This is a genomic window from Hamadaea sp. (genome assembly GCF_013362815.1).
Taxonomy (GTDB): domain Bacteria; phylum Actinomycetota; class Actinomycetes; order Mycobacteriales; family Micromonosporaceae; genus Hamadaea.
Map to the genome: position 1 here is coordinate 137681 of NZ_JABFVK010000019.1, position 25319 is coordinate 162999.

The following is a 25319-nucleotide window of genomic DNA, read 5'->3' on the forward strand; positions in this document are numbered from 1 at the left end:
GACGTGCGATGTCACCGCAATGTCCGATCCGTGAATCCTGAAGAGCCTGTTCAGGCGGGCTGGCTCGGCTCGAGGCGGCCCAACGCCAGGGCGACCCGGAGGGTGAACGCGTCCCGGGGGCTGAGCGGGGCGTACCCCGTGATTTCGGCCACTCGGCGCATGCGATAGCGCACGGTGTTGGGGTGGACGAAGAGCGCCCGAGCGGTCGCCTCCAGCGCGCCGCCGTGGGTCAGGAAGGCGTCGAGCGTCTCCAGCAGCTCACCGCCGGACCGCAGCACCGAACCGTAGATGTCCTGCCGCAGCACCCGCCGCGCCTCGGCATCCCCGGCCAGGGCCCGTTCGGGGAGCAGCGCCTCGGCGGCCACCGGCCGCGGCGCGGCGGGCCACGCGGCGGCGGCCCGGAATCCGGCCAGCGCCGAGCGGGCGCTCGTGCTGGCCTCGTCCAGCGACGGGACGGCCGGGCCGACGACGATCGGGCCTTCCCCGAAGGCCGGAGCCAACTTCTCGGCGGCGGCGAGCGGATCAGCGGCCCCGCCCAGGACGACGACGAGCCGATCGCCGTGTACGCCGCCGAAGACCTCGACGCCCAACCGGCGTGCGAGCCGGTGGACAGCGTGCAGGACGGCGGCCGCCTCGCCACCCGGGGAACGCCCGACGGCCACCGCCACGGGCGGGGCGTCCGACCAGCCCAGCGCGGCCGCCCGGCTGGCCAGGACGTCGGAGGAGTCGCCGCGCAGGAGGGCGTCGACGAGGAGGGCCTGCAGGCGGGCGTCCCACGCGCCCCGAGTCTCGGCCGCTCGCGCGTACACCCGGGCCGCGGAGAACGCGACCTCCCGGGAGTACCGCAGGATCGCCTGGCGCAGCAGGTCCTCCTCGCCCTCGGCGGCCAGCTCCGGGACCTGCTCCTCGACGACGTCGATGGTGACTTTGATCAGCGCCACCGTCTGCTGCAGGCTGATGCTGCGGGCCAGCGCCCGGGGGGCGGCGTCGAAGATCTCGTCGGAGACCTCCTGAGTCCCCGCTCGATGATCGTCCTGACGCAGCCACTCGACCAGCGACCGCACTCCGGACTGCGCCACGAGCATGACCCACGCACGCTGGTCGGCGGGCATACCGCGGAACCAGGGCAGCACCTCGTCCATGCGGGCGACGCTCGCGGTGGCCAGTGATCCGGCGGCGCGCTCTATCCGCTTGAGGGTGGCCGACAGCGCCGGTGCCTTGGTCATGTCCTACAGCATGTCATGTGGGTATTCGACAAGCGTCGGCTCCTCGGCCCGGCGCGGCCGGCGGCGCGACAACAGGAAGACGACGATCACCGTGCCGACGGCGGCCAGGCCCACTCCGGCGGCGACCAGCGGCACCCACGGGACCGGCCCGTCGACCTTCGCCCGCGCCTGCATCGTGAGCAGCTCACCTGCCTTGGGCTGCCACGTCACCGTACGCCCGGCGAGCACCCCGTTGTGTTCGGTCACCTTGCCGGGGAACGTCACGGCGATCCGGAAGCTGAACTGGTCGGCGAAGGCGCGTACGCCGGGATCGAAGAGGTTCACCGTACGCAGATCGACCGAGCCGGAGAAGGCGTACTCGTTGCCGGAGCGCACCAAGGTGAAGGCGTCCCGGCCGCTGACCCCGTTGAACTGCGCCAACGGCGTACGCGCATAGGCCACCTTGACCCCGACGAAGGCCGCGTCCTCGTACTTCTCGATGGAGGCCGTCGCCGGCAGCTTCTCCTTGTCCAGCCCGAGGGTCGCGACCAGCCGGTCCTCGGACTGGCCGGTGACGTTGGCCAGGCGGCGGTCGACGGCCAGCACGACGTCGCCGGAGACGGTGTCGTCGGAGTTCACCACCAGGGCGGCGTCGACCTTCATGCAGCCGGCGAGGGCCAGGCCCGCTATGAGCAGCGTCAACGTCGCGCGTGCTGCGGCGAGGGGGGTACGCATGCGGAGCACTCTAAGCCCTGCCCAGCCGCACACCGCGTTGATCATGAACCTATGGTCCGCTTCGGCGGCGTGTCGTGACCCCGAGCGTCGTGATCGACACCGGCGCGGCGCGCCGGTTGATCACGAACTTCGGGGGGCGACACGCCGGACAGCCGGGACCATAGGTTCATGATCAACGCGAAGGTCAGACCTTGCGGCGGATGAGGAAGGCGATGCCGAACAGGCCCATGGCGATGACGATGACGATCGCCCCGTTGAGGGCAACCACCCGGCGCCATTCGCCCATCACCTCGCCGATGCCGGCCGTGGCGTTCTTGGTCTGGCTCGCCACGCCGCCACCGCCACCGCCGACGGGCGGCTGAAAGGTCGTGCCCCCGCCGAGCGGTACGCCGATCCCGCGCATGGTCGAGGGCATGGTGAGCCGGCCGTAGAACCAGCCCGCGGTGGTCTTGCGCCGGTCCGGCTGAGCCGCCGGGCGGAACGCGCGCGGACCGCCCGCCGCGAGCGGGTAGAGGTCGTACTGCGACTTGCCGATGCCGTCGACCGACAGCGTCACCGTGTACTTCGGGCCGAGCTTGTCGGCCTTGGGCGCCGACGCCACGCTCGTGCTGGTGGCGAGATAGTCGACCTCGCCGAGCATCGACTCGAACTCGTTCGGCTGGTCCTTCGCCGAGATGTTCATCGGCTGAGCGAGGCCCTCGCCGATGATGGTGATCTGATTCGGCGGGGCAGCCGCCGGTGCGGCCTGCGCCGGAGTGGCGAGCAGGCCGGCCAGACCCATCGCGGCCAGGGCGAAGCCGGCGATGAGCGTACGTCGTGCCACCGTGCGTGACATATGCGGTCCCCGTGGAAGATGAAAGCCGGTGCGGAAGAAGCGCGGGAACGCCGAAGATTTCCCACCTTCGCACCAGAAGACACCTGAAGCGCCGACTCCGTTGCGATCAGAAGGTCACGATTGCGCAACGTCACCCAGGGTCATCATCCTCAGAGGAGGGTCGACGCCGCCTGACGCAGCCGGGCCAGGGACTTCTCCCGGCCGAGCACCTCGAGGGACTCGAAGAGCGGCAGGCCGACCGTACGCCCGGTGACCGCCACGCGTACCGGTGCCTGTGCCTTGCCGAGCTTGAGCCCCGCGGCCTCGCCGACCGCGATCAGCGTGTCCTTGAGCGGCTCGGCCGACCAGTCCGTCAGCGCCTCGTACGCCGCGATGACCGCGGGCAGGATGGCCGCGTCCTTGGCCGCCTTGGCCCGAGCGCCCTCGTCGACGACGGGCTCGTCGAGGAAGAGGAAGTCGACGTACTCCACGATCTCGGCGAGGACCGCGATCCGGGTCTGGGCCAGCGGCGCGACCTGGGCGAAGACGGCCAGGTCGAAGGAGTTGAGGTCCCACGGTGGAGCGGTGATCCCATAGCCCTTCTCGGCCTTCTCCTCCGGGGTGAGGAACGGGCCGGTAAGCCAGGGCAGGCAGGCCTGCACGAAGTCCTCGACGGACAGTGCCCGGATGTACTCGCCGTTGAACGAGCGCAGCTTCTTCTCGTCGAAGAAAGCCGGGGAGGGGTTGACGTCCTCCAGCCGGAACTCCTCCTCGATCACCGACCAGGGCACGATCTCGCGGTCGCCGGACGGCGCCCAGCCGAGCAGCATGAGGTAGTTGCGCATGGTCGCGGCGAGGTAGCCCTCGTCCCGATACATCTCCAACGCCACCTTGTCGCGGCGCTTGGACAGCTTCTGCCGCTTCTCGTTGACGACGATCGGGACGTGCGCCCACACCGGCGGCACGTGCCCGAGCGCCTCCCACAGCATCTGCTGCTTCGGCGTGTTCGGCAGGTGCTCCTCGGCCCGGATCACGTGGGTGATTCCCATGGTGAGGTCGTCGACCACGTTGGCCAGCAGGAACACCGGCGAGCCGTCGCCCCGCGCGATGACGAAGTCCTCGATGAGCTTGTTCTCGAAGGTCGGCTCGCCGCGGATGAGGTCGACGACGACCGTCTCACCCTCGTCCGGCGTGAGGAAGCGCAGTGCCCGGCCCTCGCCCGGACCGAGCGCCCGGTCGCGGCAGAAGCCGTCGTATCCCGAGTACTGGTTGCCGGTCCGCGCCTGGACCTGGTCGCGAGTGCAGTCGCAGTAGTACGCCCGGCCGGCCTCGTAGAGCTGCGTCGCGGCCTTCACGTGCTCGGTGGCGTACGAGGACTGGAAGTAGGGACCCTCGTAGGTGCCCCGCTCGATGCCGATCCAGTCCAGGGCGTTCAGGATGCCCTCGGTCCACTCCGGCCGGTTGCGCGCCGCGTCGGTGTCCTCGATCCGCAGGACGAACGCACCCTCGTGCTGTTTGGCGTAGATCCAGTTCTGCAGGGCCGACCGGGCCCCGCCGACGTGGAAGATCCCGGTGGGAGAGGGGGCGAAGCGCACACGAACGGTCACCCCTACCAGGGTAATCGGTGTCCGATCCGGCCCGCGAACGAGTATCGCCTCAGGACATCCGGTGCCGGTCCCGGGCCGCGGTCAGGTGCGCGTGCATCGCGGCTTCGGCCGCTTCGGGATCGCGTACGCGGATCGCCGAGACGATCGCCTCGTGTTCGAGATCGGTGGAACCGGGGCCCGGGAAGGCGACCCGATGGATGTGCAGGTGGGAGTGCAACCGGGCGATCGACTCCCGGAGCACCGGATTACCGGCCGCGACCGCGACGGCGTCGTGGAACGCGGCGTCGGCCGCGGTGAACGCGGCGTGCCCGGCGTACCCGGGATCCGCGGTCGGCGTCGGCATCCGGGGGAACTTCACCGTCGGATCGCCGGACCGGGCCGCCCGAGCGGCGGCGGCGCACTCCAGCACCATCCGGACCTCGAAGAGGTGCTCGAACTCCGCCGGGGTGAGCAGGGGAGCCGTCGTGTATCCGGCCATCGGCCGTTTGACGACCAGTCCGTCCGACTCCAGCCGGGCCAGCGCCTCGCGTACGGGAGTGGGTGAGACGTCCAGCTGACGGCTGATCGCGTCGATGGTGACCCGGCCGCCGGGCGCGATCACGTTGTCCATGATCATCGCCTTGAGGGTCTCGTAGACCTCGTCGCTGAGCGTCGTCCGCTCGCCCATTTCGCCCCTTTCCCCGAGCCCGAGACATCCTATAGGATCGCCCGAGAATCCTATAGGATTTGCCGACACGGAGGTACCTGATGCAGGTGGAGCTGGGCCGGACCGGCTTGTCGGTGACTCGGCTGGGCCTCGGGCTGGCCCCGATCGGCGGGCTCTACGCCGACGTCAGCCCCGAACAGGCCCGCGCGACCGTCGACCGGGCCTGGGACCGGGGCGTACGCCTCTTCGACACCGCGCCGTTCTACGGCTACGGCCGGAGTGAGACCCGGTCCGGTGAGGCGTTGCGGGGGCGGGCCGGTCATGTGCTGTCGACCAAGGTCGGCCGAGTCCTCGAACGCCAGGACGACGGCGAATCCGATGCCGACGTCTGGGCCGGCGTCGACCCGTCCGTGCGCCCGGTCTTCGACTTCTCCGCTTCCGGCGTACGTCGATCGTTCGAGGACAGTCTGCGCCGGCTCGACCGGGACCGGGTGGACGTCGTGCACCTGCACGATCCCGACGACCACCTGGAGCAGGCCGTCGCCGAGGCGTACCCGGAGCTGGTCCGGCTGCGCGATGAAGGGCTGATCACCGCCATCGGGGCCGGTGCGAACAGTCCGGACGTGCTGGCGTACCTGGTCGAACGGGCCGATCTCGACGTCGTGCTGATGGCCGGTCGCTACACGCTGCTCGATCGCAGCGGGACGGATCTGCTCGACCTCGCGGCCGAACGCGGAGTGGCCGTGATCGCGGCGGGCGTGTTCAACTCGGGCATCCTCGCCGATCCGCGGCCGGGTGCGACCTTCGACTATGCGGCCGCCGACGAAGTGCTGCTCGACCGGGCACTCCGCCTGAAGGAGATCGCCGAGGCGCACGGGGTGCCGTTGCGCGCGGCGGCGGTGCAGTTCCCGTTGCGTCACCCGGCCGTCGCATCCGTGCTGGTCGGCCTGCGCTCACCGGAGGAGGTCGACGACGCCGTGGACATGCTGGCGGTGCCGATCCCGGACGAGCTCTGGGCGGCGATCGCATGATCGACGCACACCACCATCTCTGGACCGCCGGGTACGCCTGGCTGGCCGAACCGGCGCTGACTCCGATCCGCCGGGACTACACAGTGGACGATCTGCGGGCGAACCTGACGCGCGCCGGTGTCACGAAGACGGTGCTGGTCGAGGCGGGCCGCTGCGACGACGCCGAGACGACGGAGTTCCTGGCCCTCGCCGAGCGGACGCCCGAGATCGCGGCCGTCGTCGGGTGGCTCGACCCACTCGATCCCCGGCTCGCGGCGAAGATCGCGGCGCATCGAGCCGGACCGGGCGGGTCGAAGCTCGCCGGCGTACGCAGTCAGGTCCAAGCCGAGGCCGATCCCGATTTCCTCGCCCGCCCCGACGTGATCGACGGGCTGGCCGTGATCGCCGACACCGGGCTCGTCTTCGACCTCGTGATCCGGGCCGACCAGATTCCGGGCGCGGTCGTGGCGGCCAAGTCGCTGTCCCAGGCCCGGCTGGTGCTCGACCACCTGGGCAAGCCGCAGATCAACGCCGGCTCACCCGCGGAGCGAAGCGCCTGGCGGATCGCGCTGGAGAACCTCGCCGCCTGCCCGAACGTGGTGGCCAAGTTGTCCGGGCTGGTCACCGAGGCGGACTGGGCGTCCTGGCAGCTCGCCGACCTGCGCCCGTACGCGCAGACGGCGTTGGACCTCTTCGGCCCGGACCGGCTGTTGTGGGGATCGGACTGGCCGGTGGTGGAACTCGCCGGGGGCTACGAACGCTGGCTCGCCGCCGCTCGGGAGCTGATTCCGGCCGATCTGCATACCGCTGTCTTCACGGACAACGCCGCTCGCACATATGGATTGGACTGACATATGAAGTTCCTCAGGGTCGGCCCGGCCGGGGCCGAGATCCCGGTCGCCCTCGACGACTCCACGCCCGAGGTGCTCACCTGCTATGACCTGCGGTCGCTGACGGCCGACATCGACGGCGAGTTCCTCGGCCGAGTGGCCGCCGGGTTGCAGCTCATCGGGCTGCCGGAGATCGACATCGCCGGGCAGCGCCTGGGCCCGCCGCTGGCCCGGCCGGGTGTGATCCTGTGCATCGGCCAGAACTACGCCGCGCACGCCGCCGAGTCCGGCGCGGAGCCGCCGAGCCAGCCGATCATGTTCTACAAGGCGCCGAACACCCTCTCGGGTCCCTACGACGACATCCTGATCCCGCGCGGCTCGGTGAAGACGGACTGGGAAGTGGAGCTGGCCGTCGTCATCGGCAAGCGCGCCCGCTATCTGGCCTCGCCGGACGAGGGCCTGCGCTGCGTCGGGGCGTACGCCGTCTCCAACGACGTCTCCGAGCGCACCTTCCAGATCGAGGTCTCCGGCGGGCAGTGGTCGAAGGGCAAGAGCTGCGAGACGTTCAACCCGCTCGGCCCCTGGCTCGTCACGCCGGACGAGGTCGAGGCGCTCGGCGGGCCGCAGAAGCTCCGGCTGCGCAGCTGGGTCAACGGCGAGCCCCGGCAGGACTCGACGACCGCCGACATGATCTTCGACGTCGGCACCCTGATCTGGCATCTCTCCCAGTTCACCGTGCTGGAGCCGGGCGATGTGATCAACACCGGTACGCCGCAAGGCGTCGCCCTCTCCGGCCGGTTCCCCTACCTGCGACCGGGCGACCTGGTGGAAGTCGAGATCGACGGCATCGGGCATCAGCGTACGCGAATGGCTGCGGCGTGACCTCGATGAAGATCACCGGGATGCGGGTGCACGACGTACGCTTCCCGACCTCGAAGACGCTCGACGGCTCCGACGCGATGAACCCCGATCCGGACTACTCCGCGGCGTACGTCGAGCTGCTCACCGACGACGGATTGACTGGATATGGGCTGACCTTCACCATCGGGCGGGGCAACGATGTCTGCGTGGCGGCGATCGAGGCGATGCGGCCCTATGTGGTCGGACAATCCGTCGACGACCTGGATCTCGGGGAGTTCGCCCGGCGGCTGACGCACGACTCCCAGCTGCGCTGGCTCGGTCCCGAGAAGGGCGTGATGCATCTGGCGGCGGCCGCCGTCATCAACGCCGTCTGGGATCTGGCCGCTCGCCGAGCCGGGTTGCCGCTGTGGCGGTTGCTTTCCGCGTACCAGCCGGATCATTTGGTCGATCTGATCGACTGGCGTTATCTGACCGATGCCTTGACCCCCGCTGACGCCGTGGATCTGCTCGCGGACCGGGCGGCGGGCCGCGAACAGCGCGCGGCCGAGATCGCCGCGACCGGCTACCCCGCCTACACGACCTCCGCGGGCTGGCTCGGCTACGACGACGCCAAGGTCACGCGGCTCGCGAAGGAGGCGGTCGCGGACGGCTTCGACATGATCAAGCTGAAGGTCGGCGCGGACCTCGACGACGACCTGCGCCGATTCCGCGCGGCTCGGGCTGCGGTCGGAGCACGGGTACGCATCGCGGTCGACGCCAATCAACGCTGGGGCGTGCCGGAGGCGATCGACTGGATGAAGCGGCTGGCCTCGTTCGACCCGTATTGGATCGAGGAGCCGACGAGCCCCGACGAGGTGCTCGGGCACGCCGCGATCCGCAGCGGACTGCGGACGGCGGGACCGGACGGGCGGCCGATCCGGGTCGCGACCGGCGAGCACGTGCACAACCGGGTCATGTTCAAGCAGCTGTTGCAGGCGGATGCGATCGACGTCGTGCAGATCGACGCCTGCCGGGTCGGCGGGGTCAACGAGAACCTGGCGATCCTGCTGCTCGCGGCGGCCTTCGGCAAGCCGGTCTGCCCGCACGCAGGCGGCGTCGGGCTCTGCGAACTGGTGCAGCACCTGTCGTTCTTCGACTACGTGGCGGTCTCCGGTTCGCTCGACGGACGGCACCTGGAATACGTCGATCACCTCCACGAGCACTTCGTGGACCCGGTGGTCCTTCGGGACGGCCGCTACCTCGCGCCCGAGCAGCCGGGGTTCTCGGCGCAGATGCGGCCGGAAGCCCTGACCCGGTACGCCTTCCCCGATGGTCCAGAGTGGAGAGTGCAATGAACGACTTCGCCGGCCGGGTCGCCGTCGTCACCGGCGGCGCCTCCGGCATCGGAGCGGCCTGCACGGCGCTGTTCACGTCGCGGGGTGCGACGGTGGCCGTCGTCGACCTGCCGGACGGCGATGTGACGCAGCCGCTCGAGAAGGTGTTCGAGCAGATCGCGGCCGAGCACGGGGGCGTCGACATCCTCGTCAACAGCGCCGGGATCAGCGCGGTCGGGCCGGTGGAGGCCAACTCCGACGAGGAGTGGCACCGCGTACTGGACGTCAACGTCGTCGGCATCGTCCGAGCCAGCCGGGCGGCACTGCCTTACCTGAAGAAGTCGCCGCATGGCGGAGTGATCGTCAACATGTCCTCGATCGTGGCCACCGCCGGGCTGGTGAACCGCGCCCTCTACAGCGCGTCCAAGGGAGCGGTCCACGCCCTGACCCTGGCCATGGCGGCCGACCTCGTGGCCGACGGCGTACGCGTTTGCTGCGTCGCGCCCGGGACGGTGGACACGCCCTGGGTCGCCCGGCTGCTCGCCAACGCCGCCGACCCGGCTGCGGAGCGGGCTCGGCTGGCGGCCCGGCAGCCCACCGGACGCCTGGTCACCGCCGAGGAAGTGGCGGCCGCCATCGCGTACCTGGCCGGGCCCGGGGCTGGGGCGGTCACCGGGATGTCCCTTCCCGTCGACGGGGGGATGAGCGGGCTTCGGCTCGTTCGCTGAACCCACTCACTGCGCTCGCTCGGGGGCTGGCGGGCGTTATCCCGGGATAACGCGGTCTCGCACACCGTTCGAGGGGACATTATCCGGCATCGTGCGATGATCTCGCCCGGACCCGGGGCCAAAGTTTTCGGTGAGGAAACCGTGGGTAGTGGGCGATCATGCCACCTGACCACGCCGCCGAGCTGGTCGCCGATCGATCGTTCCGGCTCGACGGCCTCTCCCTGCTCCGCGAGATCGCGGCGGAGGCTGCGCTGGATGCGGGGGCGGGGGAGGAGCGGGCGAAGGCGTTGATGATCATCGTCAACGAGCTGGCCACGAATGCCGTCATGTACGGCGGCGGCGTCGGGCGGCTGCGGGTGTGGCGTACGCGGGAGCAGGTGATCTGCGAGGTCTCGGATGCGGGCGTCGGCATGCCCGATCCGTTCGGCGCGGGCCGGGAACTGGCGGCCCCCGATTCGCTCAGTGGCCGGGGGCTCTGGCTCGTCCGGCGGCTGGCCGACGAAGTCGAGTTCCACTCCGGGGACGCGGGCACGACGGTGGTCGCCCGGCTGAACCTGGACGACCTTATTCTGGGGTCGTGGCCCAGCCTCGGAACTTCCTCGTACGCGAATCGCCGGGCGGCGTGAAGGCGCTGATCGTCCGGGGTGGGTGGGACATACACAGTCCGGTCGAGGCGACCGACAGCTTCGTGCCGTTTCTGACGGAGCACGGCTTCACCGTCGAAATCGCCGACGACCTGGGGGCGTACGCAGACTCCGCGCTGATGGCCGGAGTAGGGCTGATCGTCCAGTGCTGGACCGAGGGGCAGCTGACCGACGAGCAGTTCGCCGGCCTCGACCGGGCGGTACGCGCCGGGGCCGGGTTCGCGGGGTGGCACGGCGGCATCGTGGCGGCTTTCGCTCGCCGGGACTACCAATGGCTCACCGGTGGCTGGTTCCTCTGCCATCCCGGTGACTTGGTCGCGCATACGCTGACGGTGACGCGCCCGGATCACCCGATCACGGCGGGCATCGGCGAAGTCGCGCTGGAGACCGAGCGGTATTGGCTGCTCGCCGACGCGCACAACGAGGTGCTGGCCACCATCACCTTCCCACCGGAGGAACCGTGGCGGGAGCCGGTCGAGCATCCGGCCGTCTGGACCCGGCGTTGGGGCGACGGCCGGGTCTTCGTCTCCACGGTGGGGCACCGGATGTCCGATCTGGACATACCCGAGATCCGTACGCTCACCGAGCGCGGCCTTCTCTGGGCGGCCGCCTCGCCGACGTACGTTGCGGGGGCGCTGGATCAGGGTTCTGGGCCGAATCTTGCCCCAAGATTCGACCCAGAACCCTGATCCAGCCCCAAAAGAACCTCAGCCCGGGAGGAAGCTCAACCGCACTTGGCGAGAAGGGTTGTCGCCGTTCGGGTCGACGAGGCAGATCGACTGCCAAGTCCCGAGTGCGATCCGCCCGCCGAGCACGGGCAGGGTGGCGTAGGGCGCGATGAAGGCGGGCAGCACATGGTCGCGCCCGTGTCCGGGGGAGCCGTGCCGGTGCCGCCAGCGGTCGTCGGTCGGCAGCAGATCGTCCATCGCCGTCAGCAGGTCGTCGTCGCTGCCCGCGCCGGTTTCGATGATCGCGATGCCGGCCGTGGCGTGCGGGGCGAAGACGTGCAGCAGCCCGTCGCCACGGCCGGCCACGAAGTCGGCGGCCTGCCCGGTGAGGTCCACGACGGTCGGACGGCCGCCGGTGCGTACGGTGATCACAGTGCTCTCCACCGGCTCAGCCTAGGCGAGCAGAGTCACCGGGATCCGGACGACGTCCTGATGTGAGCTGTCGTTCGGGGAGATCCAGAAGACTTCGACGACACCCGCCTGATCGTGGCCGACCCGATAGGACACGCGTACGCTGAACGACCCCCGGCAGCCGGAGCCGCAGGTCGCGGTGGTGAACGTGGTCGCGATCGGCTTGCCGGCGGCGTCGAGGACGCGGATGTTCACGGTGGCCTCGAAGACGTCGGCGGTTCCGGCGACGGTGATCGGGCTGCCCCGGCGCTGGCCGATGACCGGGCTGGTCACTGCGATGGCGGGCAGCAGATCCGTGTAGTCGGCCCGACCGACCGGCGCGGCCAGCGCTTCGCCGTCGCGCTGGAAGGCGACCTTGGTGACGGTCGAGAACTGGGTCAGCGTGTAGACGACCTGGGCTTGGCGCAGCCGCGCGGCGTCCCGGCCGCCGTCGTAGAACCCGGGCGAGAAGCTGACCGTCTCGACCCCGTTGCTGATCCCGGCGATCCGGAAGGTGGTGCCGCCGGGGAATCCGGTGGTCAGCCCGGCCGATGACTCCACAGTGGTGGGTCCGGAAGTCAGCTCGGTGAGGGCCAGCTGGGAGGTCTCCTGAGTCGCCGGGCTCGTCCGCTGGGTGTAGGCGAGCTTCCCCGCGTGGACGAGCCACAAGCTGATGGTCAGGGTCCCGGCCGGTCGCGTCGGTCCGGCCGAACCGGTGGCCGCGGCGGACGGCGTCTCGCCCGATGTGCCGCTCGGGCTGGCACCTGCGCTGGTCGGCGGAGCGCCGCTGGGCGCGTCGCCCAGCGTGCCCGACTTCGGCGTACACCCGGCGACGGCTGCGAGCAGGACGACGGTGACGAACAATCGCTTCATGACAACGCACGCTCCTCGGACTCGGCCGCAGCCCTTTCACCGCGAGGTAACCGTTGCGTAACAGGCAATTCCAGCCGCGCGTGAGTGCCGTCGCCGGGTTCGCTCACGATCGTCACCCGGCCGCCGAGCAGGCGCGCGTTCTCCCGCGCGATCGCCAGGCCCAGCCCGCTGCCCTGCCCGCTCCGGGCCGGGTCGGCCTTATAGAACCGGTCGAAGACATGCGGCAACTGCTCCGGCGCGATGCCCGGCCCCGCGTCGCTCACCGTGATCGTCACGGTCCGCGCCTCCGTTCGCACCGTCGCGCGGATCGGTTCCGCTCCGTGTTCCACAGCGTTCGCGACAAGATTCACGAGTACGCGCTCCAGCCTTCTCGGATCGGTGAAGAGGTCGACGGCGTCCCCTTCGACCGTCACCGGCCAGTCGTGGGCGGCGGTGAGCGCGCGTAGCAGCGCGAGCGGATCCACGGTCGCTGCGATCACCGGCTCCCGTCCGGCGTCCAACCGGGAGATCTCCATCAACTCCTCGACCAACCGCCGCAAGCGGACGACGTCACCGATGAGCAGCTCGGCGGGACGGCGTACGCCGTCAGGCAGGCGGTCGACCTGCTCGGCGAGCAGCGACGCGGCGGCCACGAGCGAGGTGACCGGCGTACGCAGCTCGTGCGACACGTCGGCGGTGAACCGGCGTTCCCAGGCGATCGCCGGATCCAGGGTTCGCCGGGCGAGCAGCCGTCCGATCAGGGCGGCGAGCACGACGACGGCCAGCCAGCCCGCGAGGAGGACCGTCCGGAGCTGGTCGAGGTCGGAGTGGATGCGGCTCTCCGGGCGGACGACGTAGAGCTGCGCTTCCGAACCCGGGATACGGCCGCCGATCACCAGCATGCGGGACTTGTCGGGGCGGTCGAACGCGATCTGCCCGGCGGCGACCTCGGCTCGCAGCTCGGCGCTCAGCGGCGGGGCGTACGCCGGATTCGAGGCGGTCGTCTCACCGTCGGCGACCAGGATCACGTGCCGGCCGCTGCTCTCGTACGCCGCCAGCAGGTTGTCCCTGCGTTCGCCGTCCAGGGGTAAGAACTGACGAGCGGCGGTCAGCTGCGGGCGTACGTCGGACGCCGTCTGCTGGAGGGAGTCGTCCAGCCTCGCCTCGCGTACAAGTAGATAGGAGCCGGCCGCCAGCGCACCCGCACTGATCCCGGCGACCAGGACGAACGCGACCGTGAGCCGGCGTCGGAGCCGGCCGGGCGGGATCGCGCGAGCGGCCATGACGTCACCCGGACAGCTTGTAGCCGGCGCCGCGGACCGTGCGCACGAGCTGTGGGCGGGCCGGGTCGTCCTCGACCTTGGCCCGCAGGCGCTGGACCGCGACGTCGACGAGCCGCGAGTCGCCGAGGTACGGATAGGCCCAGACGCGCTCGAGCAGAACCTCGCGGGTGAAGACCCGGCCGGGCCGCCGGGCCAGCTCCAGGAGCAGCCGGAACTCCGTCGCGGTGAGCGCCAGCTCGCAGTCTCCCTTGTGGACGGTGTACCGCGCCGGATCGATGGCCAGCCCGCCGACCGACAGGACGCCTTCCTCCGGAACCGCCGCCGCGCGCCGCAAGAGCGCACGCACCCGCGCGACCAGTTCGGGCAGGTCGAACGGCTTCTTCAGATAATCGTCGGCCCCGCACTCCAACCCGACGACCACGTCGATCGTGTCCGTACGCGCGGTCAGCATCAAGATCGGCACCTGGCTGGATCGGCGGATCTGCCGGCAGACCTCCAGCCCGTCCACGCCGGGCAACATGACGTCGAGAACGACGAGATCGGGCTCGTGCGCCCGCCACGCGGCCAGCGCCTGCGCGCCGTCGACGGCCGCGCCGACCCGGAACCCGGCCCGGCGCAGCCCCAGCACCGTCACCTCCCGGATGGCGGCGTCATCCTCGACGACCAGCAGATCCGCCTCCATGGTCGAATCGTCTCACCACTGATGAGCCACGTCGACGACTATGCGGCTGTGGGTGCCCGGTCCGTTCAGGGTGAACACCCGGTACGGCAGGCGCGCCCGCACCCCGATCGCGAACGTCGTATACCCCTCGGAGGTGCCGCCCGCCACGACGTCCCGCAGCGTGTCGTAGGGAACGACGGCTGCCACGTGCTCGCCGGTGGCGTACGCGGCCGGTTCGAGCAGCACGAGTTCGATGACCGCCCCACCGGCGGTGTACGGCGACAGCGCAACCCCACCGCCCTGGGTGTACGCCTCCCCGTACGCCGCCCGATAGCCGCTCGCGGCCCCCTCGAACTCGAACACGACCCGGTCATAGCAGTCGTGCCGGCCCGTACGCACCGTCAGCAACTGCGCCTGTGTGTGGTCTCCAGCCGACTTGTCGCCGCTGCCCCACGTGATCCCGCAGTACGGCGCGGCCGCCTGCGCTGTGGTTCCTACGCTGAGTGCGGTTGCGACCATCATCGCTGCCGCCAGCATCATCTTCATCCTCATGCTTGCGAGGGTGGTTACGCTTCTGCACTGGCGGTTCGCAGGCTCGTAACGGTCGCGTAACCGCGCTGCTTTCGCTCGGGGGCTACTCCGTGCTCGGGTGGCTGCGCGTCTATGGCGCTGCGCTCGGGGGGCGGCTGCGCGTCTTTGGCGCTGCGCTCGGGGGGCGGCTGCGCGTTATCCGGGGATATCGCGGCTATTCCGCGTCGTTTAACCGCGTTATCCGGGGATACGGCGCCCGCCAACGCCCTGCCCGCCGCGGTTCGGCGCTCAGGCGCGGGCGAGCTGCCGCAGGAACTCGGCGTTGCTCGACGTCTTCCGCAGCCGCTCGACGAGCTGCTCACCGGCGTGCTGCGCGTCCATCTGATGCAGCGCCTGGCGGAGACGGCGTACGAGGATGAGTTCTTCGGGCGGCAGCAACAGTTCTTCGCGACGCGTACCGGAGGTTTCGACGTCGACGGCGGGGAAGATCCGCCGTTCGGCGAGCCCCCGCATCAGCCGCAGCTCGGCGTTCCCGGTGCTCTTGAACTCCTCGAAGATCACGGTGTCGCCCATGGACCCGGTCTCGACCAGCGCGGTCGCGATGATGGTCAGCGAACCGCCGCCTTCGAGGTTCCGGGCCGCGCCGAGGAAGCGCTTGGGAGCGTGCAGCGCGCCCGCCTCGATGCCACCGGTCATGATGCGCCCGTTCGCGGGAGCCGCCAGGTTGTAGGCACGCCCCAGCCGGGTGATCGAGTCGAGGACCACGACGACGTCCCGTCCCAGCTCGACGAGCCGTTTCGCGCGCTCGATCGCCAGTTCGGCGACCGCGATGTGGTCCGACGGCGGACGGTCGAACGTGGACGCGATCACCTCTCCGCGTACGGTGCGGGCCATGTCGGTGACCTCCTCCGGACGCTCGTCGACGAGCACCGCCATGAGGTGGGCGTCCGGGTGGTTCACCGATACGGCATGCGCGATTGCTTGCAGCACAAGGGTTTTGCCCGCCTTCGGTGGCGAGACGACCAATGCGCGCTGACCCTTGCCGATCGGGGTCAGCAGATCCACGACTCTCGTCGTGAGGATGTGCGGCTCGGTCTCCAGCCGCATCCGCTCGGTGGGGAAGAGCGGGGTGAGTGTGTAGAAGTCGGGCCGATCCGGGGCGTCCGCGGCGGCGACGCCGTTGACGCTGGTCACCTCGGTCACGGCCGGCCGCCGTGGACGCCGGTCCCGAGCCTCGCCCAACGCCGTCACGGCCTCGATCCAGTCGCCGCGGCGCAGGCCGTGCTTCTGAATCACGCCTTTCGACAGGTACGCGTCGTCGTCGCCGGGCAGATAGCCCTCGACGCGGACGAAGCCGTGCCCGTCATTGCGGAGGTCTACGACTCCGCTGATCTCTGTACTCATGGAAACTCCCGAACAGGGTGAAGTCGCACCGGGCACGGCTGCGCCGGTGGGGAAGCGCGTCGCGGGCGTACGCCGCGCGAACTGCGCTGAGATGGAACGGTCGCCGCATTGTCGGACAAAGACGAATCTGCGGATCAGACCGGGAAATCGGCACCGCTGGGGCGGGAAGTCCACGCCGGCATCAGCGAAGGTGCTATGCCGACGGTAGCTCACGGCGTACGCCGCGCGCAAACACCTTCGCCGATCTCGCTGCGCCGCCTTATCCTCAGGCGATGATCTGCGTACTCGAGAACCTGGGCGGAGGCGCCCGCCTCCGGTGAGCCCGGCGGTGCGGGTGACTCCCCGCCGCGAACTTCAAGCCGGCCGTCGCCGCCGCGCCCACCGATGCTGGGGACACCTGATCGCGGCTCCGCTCTGGCCCATGCACGGCGTCAACCTCGGAACCCTGCTGCGTACCTGCGACGCCGTCGGCGCGTGCCTGGCCGTCCCGCCTTTTCGCTGGGTGGACGAGGCGCTCGCCCGGGGGAACACGCTTCGGCAGCCGGCCTGCGTTCATCGAGTCGGCGACCCGATCCGATGGTTGACTGCCGAACGAGCAGCCGGAAGTCACCTCCTCGGAGTCGAGCTGGCCGACGAGGCGATCCGGCTCGGCGACCTCCCGGCCGCCCGCCGGCGTACCGTCGCGGTCCTCGGCCATGAGGCGTCCGGCATCCCGCCGGAGGCGATCGACCTCCTCGACCGTTGCGTCGAGATTCCCATGGTCGGCATCGGGACCAGCCTCAATGTCGCAGTGGCCGGATCACTCGTCCTTTATCGCCTGGCGGGCCTGCTCTAGCCGCTCACCAGGACTGGGCGATTTCGCGGCGGTAGCGCTCCTCGTACTTCGCGAGTTCGGCGTCGATCGCGGCGGACTCCGCTTCGGTCAGTACGACGGCGGGATCGCGATGCGGGGCGGCCTGGATCATGCGTACGCGCAGCCCCGACGGCGGATGCGACGCGAATATGCTGGCCTCACGCCGAAGGCTCCACTGGCGCAGACGGCCCAGCCGCTCGGCTTGTCCGGCGCGGGCTTCCTCGACACCGGCTCGCCAGCCCGCCGCCCCTTCTCGGCTTCGTGCGCGTGCCCCAATGACGGTCACCATGCCCTGGGCGTTCAACGTGATGTCCCGCGATGCCGTGGCCGCGGTGGAGCCTGCGGCTTGTGCGGCCAGATCGTCGGCGTAGTACTCGGCACGCTGTGATTCCCTGGCACCGATCACGTTGACACCTAGATGTGCGAGCAGAAGCAGCCAGCGGACGGCGTACATGAGCGGGGCGATCAACAGTGCGATTGGGATGACCAAGGCCAAGAAGCCGCTGCTCCGGGCGGCGTCCCGGAGGGACTGGAGCATTCCGGCGGGGTCGATCAGGTCGGCCGCAGTTGCGAAGGCGATCAGCGCGGGCTGAGCCGCCAAGCTTCGGTGGTTGTCGCCGTTGACGAAGTGCCCCAGCTCGTGGCCGATGAGAGCGACCCGCTCTTGCGGGCGTCGAATGGCGAGGTAAGGCAGGCCGAGGCACATTACCCGCCGACGTGTTATTCCAACGACGCCGGCGAACGCGTTGAAGTCCGCATCGACCGCGAGGTAGTGCGGCATGGGGGCGCCGACAGCCGCCGCCACGCGACGGATGAGACCGAACAAGGCCGGTGCCTCGGCCTCCGTCAGCGGGTCTACCTCGCGCAGCAGCTTGCGGACCGACCCGACCTGCGGACGGAACAGGATCGCGACGCCGATGAGGAGCAGCCCGACCGCCTTCATGAGGAACGGCCAGGCGACCACGAGATAGACCCCCAGCGCCGCCATACCGACGCTGATCACCAACACGACGGCTGAGATCGCGAGGAGCCCGAAGTACGCCGGGCTCACCCCGGGCCGCTGGATCGTCTTGCCGACCAACTGCTGATAGAGGCTGGTGCTGAGCTTGTAGCCGAGGTTGTGGTCCAGCCGGGCGACGAACCGATCCACCCGGCCGAGCGGCGACTCCGGGGTGAAGGCGTCGAGGTTCCACTCACACCGCTCGCACCACGGCACGGCGGCGTACTCGGTGACGAGCCGGCTGGAGCACTTCGGGCACAGCGTCGTCTCGACGTCGGCGGCGGTCAGCTCGGAACTGGGAGTGGGCACAGCGGGGGAGCGTACATGATCAAGGGCGGCCGGGATGTCCCGTGCCGCCCTCGATCGTTTCGTGAAACGTTTAGCTGTCGCCGCCGGTCTCGCCCGCCGGAGCAGCCGTGACGTCCTCGATCGCGTACTTGCGGGAGGCGTCGGCGACCACGCTGGCCGGGATCTCGCCGCGCTGGGCGAGCTGGGACAGCGTCGCCACCACGATCGACTCGGCGTCGACGTGGAAATGACGGCGCAGCGCCGAGCGGGTGTCGGACAGGCCGAATCCGTCGGTGCCAAGCGAGGTGTAGTCGCCGGGGACCCAGCGGGAGATCAGATCCGGGACGGCGCGCATCCAGTCGGATACGGCCACCTTCGGGCCGGGCGAGCCGGCCAGGGCCTGGGCGACATACGGCGTACGCGGAGAGTCGGGGTTGAGCAGGTTGTGCTGCTCGCACTCGACCGCGTCGCGACGCAGTTCGGTCCAGCTCGTCGCCGACCAGACGTCGGCCGCGACGCCCCAGTCCTGGGCGAGCAGTTCCTGCGCCCGCATCGCCCACTGCATGCTGATGCCGGAGGCGAGGATGTGCGCCTTGGGCCCTTCGCCGGTCGTCGGCGAGTACCGGTATAGACCCTTGAGGAGGCCGTTGACGTCCACGTTCTCGGGCTCGGCCGGCTGTGAGATCGGCTCGTTGTAGATCGTCAGGTAGTAGTAGATGTCTTCCGGGCTGTCGCCGTACATGCGGCGCAGGCCGTCCTGGACGATGTGGGCGATCTCGAAGGCGAACGCCGGGTCGTAGGTGACCGCGGCCGGGTTGGTCGCCGCGATCAGCAGCGAATGGCCGTCCTCGTGCTGGAGCCCTTCACCGTTGAGCGTCGTACGCCCAGCGGTCGCCCCGAGCAGGAAGCCGCGCGTCATCTGGTCGGCGGCCGCCCAGAGCCCGTCGGCGGTGCGCTGGAACCCGAACATCGAGTAGAAGATGTAGACCGGGATCATCGGCTCGCCGTGCGTGGCGTACGAGCTGCCCGCGGCGGTGAACGAGCCGACCGAGCCGACCTCGTTGATGCCCTCGTGCAGGATCTGCCCGGCCGTCGACTCCTTGTAGGAGAGGAACAGCTCCCGGTCGACCGGGGTGTAGGTCTGCCCGTGCGGCGAGTAGATCTTGGCGGTCGGGAAGAGCGAGTCCATGCCGAAGGTACGGGCCTCGTCCGGGATGATCGGCACCCAGCGCGGGCCGATGTTCTTGTCCCGCATCAGGTCCTTGAAGAGCCGGACGAAGGCCATCGTGGTGGCGACCTTCTGCTTGCCGGAACCCTTCTTGATGTCCTTGTAGAGGTCGTCGCCCGGCAGGGTGAGCGCCTTGGTCTCGGTCCGGCGGCTCGGCAGGCTGCCGCCGAGGGTGTTCCGCCGCTCCATCAGGTACTGGTACTCGTCGGAGTCCTTGCCCGGGTGGAAGTAGGGCGGCTCGTACGGGTTCGCCTCCAGCACCGAGTCGGGGATGTCCAGGTAGAGCCGGTCCCGGAAGGACTTGAGGTCGTCCAGGGTCAGCTTCTTCATCTGGTGCGTCGCGTTGCGGCCCTCGAAGTGGGAGCCCAGCGTCCAGCCCTTGATCGTCTTGGCGAGGATCACGGTCGGCTGGCCGGTGTGCTCGGTCGCCGCCTTGTAGGCCGCGTACAGCTTGCGGTAGTCGTGGCCACCGCGCTTGAGACCCCAGACCTCGTCGTCGCTCATGTGCTCGACCATCTTGCGGGTCCGCGGGTCGCGGCCGAAGAAGTGCTCCCGCACGTACGCCCCGGACTCGGCCTTGTACGTCTGGTAGTCACCGTCGGGCGTGGCGTTCATCAGGTTCACCAGGGCGCCGTCAGTGTCGGCGGCGAGCAGCGGGTCCCACTCACGACCCCAGATGACCTTGATGACGTTCCAGCCGGCGCCCCGGAAGAACGCCTCCAGCTCCTGGATGACCTTGCCGTTGCCCCGGACCGGGCCGTCGAGCCGCTGCAGATTGCAGTTGATCACGAAGGTGAGGTTGTCCAGCTCCTCGCGCGCGGCGACGCCGATCGCGCCCATCGTCTCCGGCTCGTCCATCTCACCGTCGCCGAGGAACGCCCATACTCGCTGGTCAGACGTGTCCTTGATGCCCCGGTGCTGGAGGTAGCGGTTGAACCGGGCCTGGTAGATGGCGTTGACGCCGCCGAGGCCCATGGACACCGTCGGGAACTCCCAGAAGTCCGGCATCAGGCGCGGGTGCGGGTAGGACGGCAGCCCGCCACCGGGGTGGCTGAGCTCCTGACGGAAGCCGTCCATCTGCTGCTCGGTGAGCCGGCCCTCGAGGTACGCGCGCGCGTACATGCCGGGGGAGGCGTGACCCTGGTAGAAGATCTGGTCGCCGCCGCCGGGGTGGTTCTTGCCCCGGAAGAAGTGGTTGAAGCCGACCTCGTAGAGGCTCGCGCTGGAGGCGAAGGTCGAGATGTGCCCGCCGACGCCGATGCCGGGGCGCTGCGCGCGGTGCACGGCCATGGCGGCGTTCCAGCGGATGTACGCCCGCAGCCGGCGCTCGACGTGCTCGTCGCCGGGGAACCAGGGCTCCCGCTCCGGGGTGATGGTGTTGATGTAGTCGGTCGTGGTGAGCGGGGGTACGCCCACTTGGCGCTCGCGGGCTCGTTCGAGCAGGCGGAGCATGACATAGCGAGCGCGCTTGGCGCCGCGCTCGTCGATCACGCCGTCGAGCGACTCGACCCATTCAGCCGTTTCCTGCGGGTCGATGTCCGGCAGCTGGCTGGGCAGGCCGTCGCTGATGACCGGGCGCTTGCGTTCGGTGGACACAGGCGTTCCCTCGCGTTTGTGTGGAAGTAGACCTTGTTATTTGGTGTCATGTGGCGCGTGTGACTGTGGTACGCCACGTTCATCCTGCCTCGCCGACCCCGTCCCCGTCACGCCGAACGCGAACGGATGCGATCCGCGACACGCTTACTGACCAGTAACATCGCAAGATCACCACAGGTTGGCCCGCACTGTGAGCGCTGCGCGTACCTCCCGGACTATGCCCGGGAAGTCGTCTCGCATGCGGGCGGCCGTGACGTGGATGACGGTCCACCCCGCGCCGAGGACCCCGTTGAGCCGGGCTCGGTCCCGTTCGAGCTGCTCACGGGTGGCGTGCCAGACGCCGTCGTACTCCACCGCCACCTGCGAGCCGGGCCAGGCCAGGGCGAACCGGGCGACGAACCGGCCCTCGTCGGCGAGCACGAACTGGGCGACCGGCACCGGCAGGCCCGCCCGGACGAGGCGTACGCGTAACCGGCTCTCCTGCGGCGACTCGGCGGCCGGATCGGCGAGCGCGACGGTCTCGGACACCCGGCGCCACCCGGGTTCGCCCTGCTGAGCGGCCACGTACGCGGTCAGCTCAGGCGTACGCAGCACGCCGCGGGCGAGGAGGACGTCGAGGTGGGCCACCGCCTCCTCGGCCGGCTGCCATCGGCCCAAGTCCCACCCCGTACGCAGCGGCGTCGTCACCCGGACACCCCCACGGAGTGCGACGACCTGCGACGGCGGCAGCGGGCCGCGGTGGATCTCCAGCCCCTTGACCGGCCCGAAGTCCCGGATGCTGAGGACTTCGACGGGTTCCTCCGTCGCGATGAGCCCGGCACCGTGCAGAGCAGCGGCGGAACGACCGGCGATCGCCGCCCCGGCCGGAATCGCGTACCGCCCGGCGGCCCAGGCGCGTACCTCGTGCGTCAGGGGGATGTCGGCGTCGGCGTACACATCACGGAAGAGCCGGTGCCACCCGGTCGACCGCAGGTCGCTCGCGGTGAGCAGGCCGAGCCGGCGGACTTCGCTGCCACGGAAGATCCGGCGGCGCAGCTCGGCCGGACGGCGCGGGGAACGAGACATGCCGACGACCTTGCGGCCCGGCCGCGCCCGACCGCCACCACGGAATCGGCCGGACTGTGGATGACGGAGGAATGTGGACAACTGCCCGGGACATGGCGGGCGGGCCGCGAACGTATCCCGGGACAACGCGGTTATCGACGCGCGCAAAGCCGCGATATCCCGGGATAGCGCGCAACGCCAGCGGAAGCCCGCCCGCAAAAGGGGAGCACGCGAAAGGGCGATAGCCGGGCCCGAGCCCGAGGCATAGGCTGCCCCCCATGCGCACGCTGCGGTGGCTCGGAGTACTGCTCCTCTGCTATTCCCTGGTGCCGCTGGTCAACGCGACCGTCCCCGCCGCCGCCCATCTGGCCGGGCAACAGCTGACCGTCTCGCACGACGGCTCCGACTCCTACGAGTGCCTCAGCGATCTCGGTGCCCCGCCGCTCGCCGGGTTGTACGGCGGCTGCGACGCGTATGCCCGGCCGGAGGGTGGCGAGCTGCGCCCGGTGACGCTGCGAGGGCCGAGTGAGAAGACCTTCCTGCCGCCCAAGGCCCGCGACACCGCTTGGGGCTGGGGGCATCAGGCGTATCTGTGGGAGGGGACGTCGACCGCTTTGTTCGGCGTGGTCGGCATACTGCTGTTCCTGCTCGGCGTGACGTTGGTCATCCGCGGCTTTCGGCGTACCAGTGAGGTCATAAAGTCGCCCGCATGAGCAAGGTGACGGTGGTGACCGGGGGTAGCCGTGGCATCGGCGCGGCGACCTGCCGCGTGCTCGCGGAGCGGGGGCACGATCTGGCCGTGGGCTTCCGCCGCGACGAGGCCGCGGCGGAGCAGGTGGTCCAGGCGGCGATCAAACTCGGCGTGCGCGCGATCGCGGTCCGTCTGGACACGGTGGTACGCGAAGAAGTGGTGCACCTGTTCGATCGGGCGGAAGCGGAGCTGGGCCCGGTGACCGGCCTGGTCAACAACGCCGGAGTCGGCAGCCCGATCGGCCCGTTCGTCGAGCTGACCGAGGCCGACCTGCGTCGAGTCGTGGACGTCAACGTCGTCGGCTACTTCCTGGTGGCGCAGGAGGCAGTACGCCGGATGGCGGCCGGCGGCGCGATCGTCAACGTGTCGTCGGGTGCGGCCACGACCGGCAGCCCGAACGAGTACATCCATTACGCCGCAACGAAAGCGGCCGTCGACACGATGACCGTCGGACTGTCCAAAGAGCTCGGACCGCGCGGGATTCGGGTCAACACGGTCTCGCCGGGCGTGACGCATACGGAGTTCCACGCGGGCAGCGGTGAACCCGGGCGGGCCGACCGGATCGGGCCCAACCTGCCGCTACGCCGGGCCGGTCAGCCCGAGGAGATCGCGTACGCGATCGCGTGGCTGCTCAGCGACGAGGCGTCCTACACGACCGGGGCGACGGTACGCGTGGCGGGCGGCGCCTGACCGCTACGCTTGGCCCTCATGACCGCCCTCGACAAGGCATTCGACGTGCTGGAAAGCCTCGCCGAGCATGAGCGCGTGACCGGCATCGCGACCGCTACCGGGCTGCCGAAGTCGACGGTGCACCGCATCCTCCAAGCGCTCGTCGAACGCGGGTTCGCCCGCAGCGACGGCAATGGCGGGTACCTGCCCGGACCCCGGATCTTCACGCTCACCGGGAAGGTCACCCATCGGTTCGACCCGGCGCGGCAGGCCGGTCCGGCGCTGGCCCGGCTCCGGGACGCCACCGGCCACACCGTGCACTTCGCGCTGCGTACGGGGGACGAGGCGGTCTACATCGCCAAGCTGCTGGGACTGCGTCCCTACCAGATGACCTCCCAGGTCGGGATGAGCATTCCGCTGCACTCGACGGCGATCGGCAAGGCGATCCTGGCGACGCAGACGGATTCGGAGATCACGGCGTTCTGCGGACGTCGCGGGCTGCCGGGGCGTACGCCGAACACCCGCACGACTCCGGACGCGTTGCTATCCGATCTCGCTGACGTACGGCGCCAGGGCTACGCCATCGACGACGAGGAGAACGAGGCCGGGATCGTCTGCGTCGGGGCGGCCGTCGCCGACCATGCGGGACAGATCGTCGGCGGGATCAGCGTGTCGACGTTGCGGCACGAGCTGTCCGATGCTCACCTTTACGGGCCGGCCGTCGTGGCCGCCGCCCGTGAGGTGTCCCAGTCCCTCGGCGCGCCCTGATTTTGGCGCTGGATCAGGGATCGCGGTCGAATCTTGGGCGCGATTCGACCCAGATCTCTGATCCAGCGCCGAAGGAAGCGCCTTCGCCTAAGAAAGCCGGGGGGCGAGCAGCTCCGGCAGCTCGGTGAGCGAATCGATCACGGTCGCGCGGCCGGCCTCGGGCCGGGCGGCGTGCAGGTAACCCCAGGGACCCCGCCGGATGAGCACCGGCATCATCCCGGCATGCGCAGCGGGGAGCACATCGTTGTCCAGCCGGTCGCCGACGTACGCGATCGACGAAGGCGCGGCCCGAGCGACCTCCGCGACCTTGGTGAAGAAGGCGGGCTCCGGTTTCTCCACGCCCCACTCGGCCGAGGTGAAGATCGCGTCGGCGGGCAGCTCCATGCGCTCCAGCGCGTCGCGCGCCTGCGGCGGCTGGTTGCCCGCGATGACCACCCGCAGCCCGCGTACGCGCAACTCACTCAAAGCGGCCCGCACGTCGGGGTAGAGGTCCTCGACGTCGAAGTTCTCGCGGAGGCCGTCGGGATCTTCGACCGCCCACTTCGAGACGGCGTCGTCCACATCGAACCCCGGCTGGAACATCTCGAAGATGTCCCGGTGCGGCCGATCGAGCGCCGCTGCACCGCCGAGCGCGCCGAGGAACGTGAACACCGGTACGCCGAGCCGCTGAGCCCAGCGCGTCCAGATCCGGGTTTCGTCGATGAGGGTCTCACCGACGTCGAAGACGACCGCCTTGATCATGGCTACCACCCTAGGCGTTCCTCGTTATCCGGGATAACGTCCCCTTGATCGCGGTGGTTTCAAGGGATCGTTGCAACACCTCTGATCTTGGAGGTGTTGCAACATGTCGAAGGGTGGACGTCCGCGGCGGCCCAGGTCG

The 25319-nt window shown here is 69.9% G+C and carries 25 protein-coding genes and 1 pseudogene; 11 read left to right on the forward strand and 15 right to left on the reverse strand.

Annotation, left to right across the window (positions count from 1 at the left end; translation table 11 throughout):
* Positions 1 to 50: 50 nt before the first annotated feature.
* From HOV77_RS12145 to HOV77_RS12165, 5 genes are all read right to left on the reverse strand, one after another.
* On the reverse strand, positions 51 to 1226 hold the full coding sequence (locus HOV77_RS12145) for a helix-turn-helix domain-containing protein (protein ID WP_290861455.1): 1176 nt from the start codon (positions 1224 to 1226) through the stop codon (positions 51 to 53).
* 3 nt (positions 1227 to 1229) lie between these two features.
* The gene (locus HOV77_RS12150) at positions 1230 to 1940 is read right to left on the reverse strand and encodes a hypothetical protein (RefSeq protein WP_290861457.1); all 711 of its coding nucleotides are present in this window, start codon (positions 1938 to 1940) and stop codon (positions 1230 to 1232) included.
* Positions 1941 to 2124: 184 nt separating this feature from the next.
* Positions 2125 to 2763 (reverse strand): hypothetical protein, encoded by a 639-nt coding sequence (locus HOV77_RS12155; protein ID WP_290861459.1) that lies wholly within the window; start codon positions 2761 to 2763, stop codon positions 2125 to 2127.
* A 161-nt stretch (positions 2764 to 2924) separates the two neighbouring features.
* A complete protein-coding gene (gltX, locus tag HOV77_RS12160; protein ID WP_290861461.1) occupies positions 2925 to 4361 on the reverse strand; it encodes a glutamate--tRNA ligase in 1437 nt (478 codons plus the stop codon).
* A 49-nt stretch (positions 4362 to 4410) separates the two neighbouring features.
* On the reverse strand, positions 4411 to 5028 hold the full coding sequence (locus tag HOV77_RS12165) for a GntR family transcriptional regulator (protein WP_290861463.1): 618 nt from the start codon (positions 5026 to 5028) through the stop codon (positions 4411 to 4413).
* A gap of 80 nt (positions 5029 to 5108) precedes the next feature.
* On the opposite strand from HOV77_RS12165, the gene HOV77_RS12170 reads away from it, so the two are divergent.
* The 7 genes from HOV77_RS12170 (at position 5109) to HOV77_RS12200 (ending at position 11082) form a co-directional block, all read left to right on the forward strand.
* Entirely contained in the window at positions 5109 to 6038 is a 930-nt protein-coding gene (locus HOV77_RS12170; protein WP_290861465.1) for an aldo/keto reductase, read from the forward strand.
* Positions 6035 to 6868 carry an amidohydrolase family protein gene (locus tag HOV77_RS12175; protein WP_290861467.1) on the forward strand — a complete coding sequence of 278 codons (834 nt, stop codon included), beginning with the start codon at positions 6035 to 6037 and terminating at the stop codon, positions 6866 to 6868. Before HOV77_RS12170 ends, HOV77_RS12175 begins: the two co-directional genes overlap by 4 nt.
* Positions 6869 to 6871: 3 nt before the next feature.
* Complete coding sequence (locus HOV77_RS12180; protein WP_290861469.1) at positions 6872 to 7729, forward strand: fumarylacetoacetate hydrolase family protein; 858 nt, start codon at positions 6872 to 6874, stop codon at positions 7727 to 7729.
* Between the two features lie 5 nt (positions 7730 to 7734).
* On the forward strand, positions 7735 to 9042 hold the full coding sequence (locus HOV77_RS12185; protein WP_290861470.1) for an enolase C-terminal domain-like protein: 1308 nt from the start codon (positions 7735 to 7737) through the stop codon (positions 9040 to 9042).
* On the forward strand, positions 9039 to 9749 hold the full coding sequence (locus HOV77_RS12190) for an SDR family NAD(P)-dependent oxidoreductase (RefSeq protein WP_290861472.1): 711 nt from the start codon (positions 9039 to 9041) through the stop codon (positions 9747 to 9749). Before HOV77_RS12185 ends, HOV77_RS12190 begins: the two co-directional genes overlap by 4 nt.
* A 158-nt stretch (positions 9750 to 9907) precedes the next feature.
* Positions 9908 to 10375 carry an ATP-binding protein gene (locus tag HOV77_RS12195; protein WP_290861474.1) on the forward strand — a complete coding sequence of 156 codons (468 nt, stop codon included), beginning with the start codon at positions 9908 to 9910 and terminating at the stop codon, positions 10373 to 10375.
* Complete coding sequence (locus tag HOV77_RS12200) at positions 10327 to 11082, forward strand: ThuA domain-containing protein (RefSeq protein WP_290861476.1); 756 nt, start codon at positions 10327 to 10329, stop codon at positions 11080 to 11082. Before HOV77_RS12195 ends, HOV77_RS12200 begins: the two co-directional genes overlap by 49 nt.
* 18 nt (positions 11083 to 11100) lie before the next feature.
* Here HOV77_RS12200 and HOV77_RS12205 read toward each other — a convergent pair whose 3' ends face one another.
* From HOV77_RS12205 to rho, 6 genes and pseudogenes are all read right to left on the reverse strand, one after another.
* Positions 11101 to 11505, reverse strand: coding sequence for a YjbQ family protein (locus HOV77_RS12205; protein WP_290861478.1), 405 nt, complete (start codon positions 11503 to 11505; stop codon positions 11101 to 11103).
* Between the two features lie 9 nt (positions 11506 to 11514).
* Complete coding sequence (locus HOV77_RS12210) at positions 11515 to 12384, reverse strand: Gmad2 immunoglobulin-like domain-containing protein (protein ID WP_290861481.1); 870 nt, start codon at positions 12382 to 12384, stop codon at positions 11515 to 11517.
* Positions 12381 to 13646, reverse strand: coding sequence for a HAMP domain-containing sensor histidine kinase (locus HOV77_RS12215; protein WP_290861483.1), 1266 nt, complete (start codon positions 13644 to 13646; stop codon positions 12381 to 12383). Before HOV77_RS12215 ends, HOV77_RS12210 begins: the two co-directional genes overlap by 4 nt.
* A gap of 4 nt (positions 13647 to 13650) precedes the next feature.
* Positions 13651 to 14328: a response regulator transcription factor gene (locus tag HOV77_RS12220; protein WP_290861485.1), complete on the reverse strand. Its 678-nt coding sequence runs from the start codon at positions 14326 to 14328 to the stop codon at positions 13651 to 13653.
* A 12-nt stretch (positions 14329 to 14340) separates the two neighbouring features.
* Entirely contained in the window at positions 14341 to 14859 is a 519-nt protein-coding gene (locus HOV77_RS12225) for a hypothetical protein (protein ID WP_290861486.1), read from the reverse strand.
* A gap of 267 nt (positions 14860 to 15126) precedes the next feature.
* Positions 15127 to 16230, reverse strand: a pseudogene (rho, locus tag HOV77_RS12230) (transcription termination factor Rho); the annotation flags it as partial.
* A gap of 433 nt (positions 16231 to 16663) precedes the next feature.
* Between rho and HOV77_RS12235 the strand changes: the two are divergent.
* Positions 16664 to 17077: a TrmH family RNA methyltransferase gene (locus HOV77_RS12235; protein ID WP_290861488.1), complete on the forward strand. Its 414-nt coding sequence runs from the start codon at positions 16664 to 16666 to the stop codon at positions 17075 to 17077.
* A 4-nt stretch (positions 17078 to 17081) separates the two neighbouring features.
* Here the strand turns inward: HOV77_RS12235 and HOV77_RS12240 are convergent, their stop codons facing one another.
* The 3 genes from HOV77_RS12240 to HOV77_RS12250 all read right to left on the reverse strand — a co-directional run bounded on the left by HOV77_RS12240 (position 17082) and on the right by HOV77_RS12250 (position 22272).
* The gene (locus HOV77_RS12240; RefSeq protein ID WP_290861489.1) at positions 17082 to 18404 is read right to left on the reverse strand and encodes a M48 family metallopeptidase; all 1323 of its coding nucleotides are present in this window, start codon (positions 18402 to 18404) and stop codon (positions 17082 to 17084) included.
* Between the two features lie 70 nt (positions 18405 to 18474).
* The gene (gene aceE, locus HOV77_RS12245) at positions 18475 to 21207 is read right to left on the reverse strand and encodes a pyruvate dehydrogenase (acetyl-transferring), homodimeric type (protein WP_363260098.1); all 2733 of its coding nucleotides are present in this window, start codon (positions 21205 to 21207) and stop codon (positions 18475 to 18477) included.
* 168 nt (positions 21208 to 21375) lie between these two features.
* The gene (locus HOV77_RS12250) at positions 21376 to 22272 is read right to left on the reverse strand and encodes a hypothetical protein (protein WP_290861491.1); all 897 of its coding nucleotides are present in this window, start codon (positions 22270 to 22272) and stop codon (positions 21376 to 21378) included.
* Positions 22273 to 22529: 257 nt separating this feature from the next.
* Between HOV77_RS12250 and HOV77_RS12255 the strand changes: the two genes are divergently transcribed.
* The 3 genes from HOV77_RS12255 to HOV77_RS12265 are packed head-to-tail and all read left to right on the forward strand — an operon-like array spanning position 22530 to position 24439.
* Positions 22530 to 22964: a hypothetical protein gene (locus HOV77_RS12255; RefSeq protein ID WP_290861493.1), complete on the forward strand. Its 435-nt coding sequence runs from the start codon at positions 22530 to 22532 to the stop codon at positions 22962 to 22964.
* Positions 22961 to 23692, forward strand: a complete 732-nt coding sequence (locus tag HOV77_RS12260; RefSeq protein WP_290861495.1) for an SDR family oxidoreductase — start codon at positions 22961 to 22963, stop codon at positions 23690 to 23692. Before HOV77_RS12255 ends, HOV77_RS12260 begins: the two co-directional genes overlap by 4 nt.
* Before the next feature lie 18 nt (positions 23693 to 23710).
* Positions 23711 to 24439 carry an IclR family transcriptional regulator gene (locus HOV77_RS12265; protein WP_290861497.1) on the forward strand — a complete coding sequence of 243 codons (729 nt, stop codon included), beginning with the start codon at positions 23711 to 23713 and terminating at the stop codon, positions 24437 to 24439.
* An 87-nt stretch (positions 24440 to 24526) separates the two neighbouring features.
* Here the strand turns inward: HOV77_RS12265 and HOV77_RS12270 are convergent, their stop codons facing one another.
* The gene (locus tag HOV77_RS12270) at positions 24527 to 25180 is read right to left on the reverse strand and encodes an HAD family hydrolase (RefSeq protein WP_290861499.1); all 654 of its coding nucleotides are present in this window, start codon (positions 25178 to 25180) and stop codon (positions 24527 to 24529) included.
* Positions 25181 to 25319 lie beyond the last annotated feature (139 nt).

Excerpts from the sequence above, each read along its gene's own strand:
- HOV77_RS12265 (WP_290861497.1), top strand. The coding sequence starts at position 23,711 with ATGACCGCCCTCGACAAGGCATTCGACGTGCTGGAAAGCCTCGCCGAG.
- HOV77_RS12170 (WP_290861465.1), top strand. The coding sequence starts at position 5,109 with ATGCAGGTGGAGCTGGGCCGGACCGGCTTGTCGGTGACTCGGCTGGGC.
- HOV77_RS12165 (WP_290861463.1), bottom strand. The coding sequence starts at position 5,028 with ATGGGCGAGCGGACGACGCTCAGCGACGAGGTCTACGAGACCCTCAAG.
- HOV77_RS12145 (WP_290861455.1), bottom strand. The coding sequence starts at position 1,226 with ATGACCAAGGCACCGGCGCTGTCGGCCACCCTCAAGCGGATAGAGCGC.
- HOV77_RS12150 (WP_290861457.1), bottom strand. The coding sequence starts at position 1,940 with ATGCGTACCCCCCTCGCCGCAGCACGCGCGACGTTGACGCTGCTCATA.
- HOV77_RS12220 (WP_290861485.1), bottom strand. The coding sequence starts at position 14,328 with ATGGAGGCGGATCTGCTGGTCGTCGAGGATGACGCCGCCATCCGGGAG.
- HOV77_RS12175 (WP_290861467.1), top strand. The coding sequence starts at position 6,035 with ATGATCGACGCACACCACCATCTCTGGACCGCCGGGTACGCCTGGCTG.
- HOV77_RS12260 (WP_290861495.1), top strand. The coding sequence starts at position 22,961 with ATGAGCAAGGTGACGGTGGTGACCGGGGGTAGCCGTGGCATCGGCGCG.
- HOV77_RS12195 (WP_290861474.1), top strand. The coding sequence starts at position 9,908 with ATGCCACCTGACCACGCCGCCGAGCTGGTCGCCGATCGATCGTTCCGG.
- HOV77_RS12250 (WP_290861491.1), bottom strand. The coding sequence starts at position 22,272 with ATGTCTCGTTCCCCGCGCCGTCCGGCCGAGCTGCGCCGCCGGATCTTC.
- HOV77_RS12190 (WP_290861472.1), top strand. The coding sequence starts at position 9,039 with ATGAACGACTTCGCCGGCCGGGTCGCCGTCGTCACCGGCGGCGCCTCC.
- HOV77_RS12185 (WP_290861470.1), top strand. The coding sequence starts at position 7,735 with ATGAAGATCACCGGGATGCGGGTGCACGACGTACGCTTCCCGACCTCG.
- HOV77_RS12215 (WP_290861483.1), bottom strand. The coding sequence starts at position 13,646 with ATGGCCGCTCGCGCGATCCCGCCCGGCCGGCTCCGACGCCGGCTCACG.
- HOV77_RS12225 (WP_290861486.1), bottom strand. The coding sequence starts at position 14,859 with ATGAGGATGAAGATGATGCTGGCGGCAGCGATGATGGTCGCAACCGCA.
- HOV77_RS12255 (WP_290861493.1), top strand. The coding sequence starts at position 22,530 with ATGCGCACGCTGCGGTGGCTCGGAGTACTGCTCCTCTGCTATTCCCTG.
- HOV77_RS12210 (WP_290861481.1), bottom strand. The coding sequence starts at position 12,384 with ATGAAGCGATTGTTCGTCACCGTCGTCCTGCTCGCAGCCGTCGCCGGG.
- HOV77_RS12235 (WP_290861488.1), top strand. The coding sequence starts at position 16,664 with ATGCACGGCGTCAACCTCGGAACCCTGCTGCGTACCTGCGACGCCGTC.
- HOV77_RS12270 (WP_290861499.1), bottom strand. The coding sequence starts at position 25,180 with ATGATCAAGGCGGTCGTCTTCGACGTCGGTGAGACCCTCATCGACGAA.
- HOV77_RS12180 (WP_290861469.1), top strand. The coding sequence starts at position 6,872 with ATGAAGTTCCTCAGGGTCGGCCCGGCCGGGGCCGAGATCCCGGTCGCC.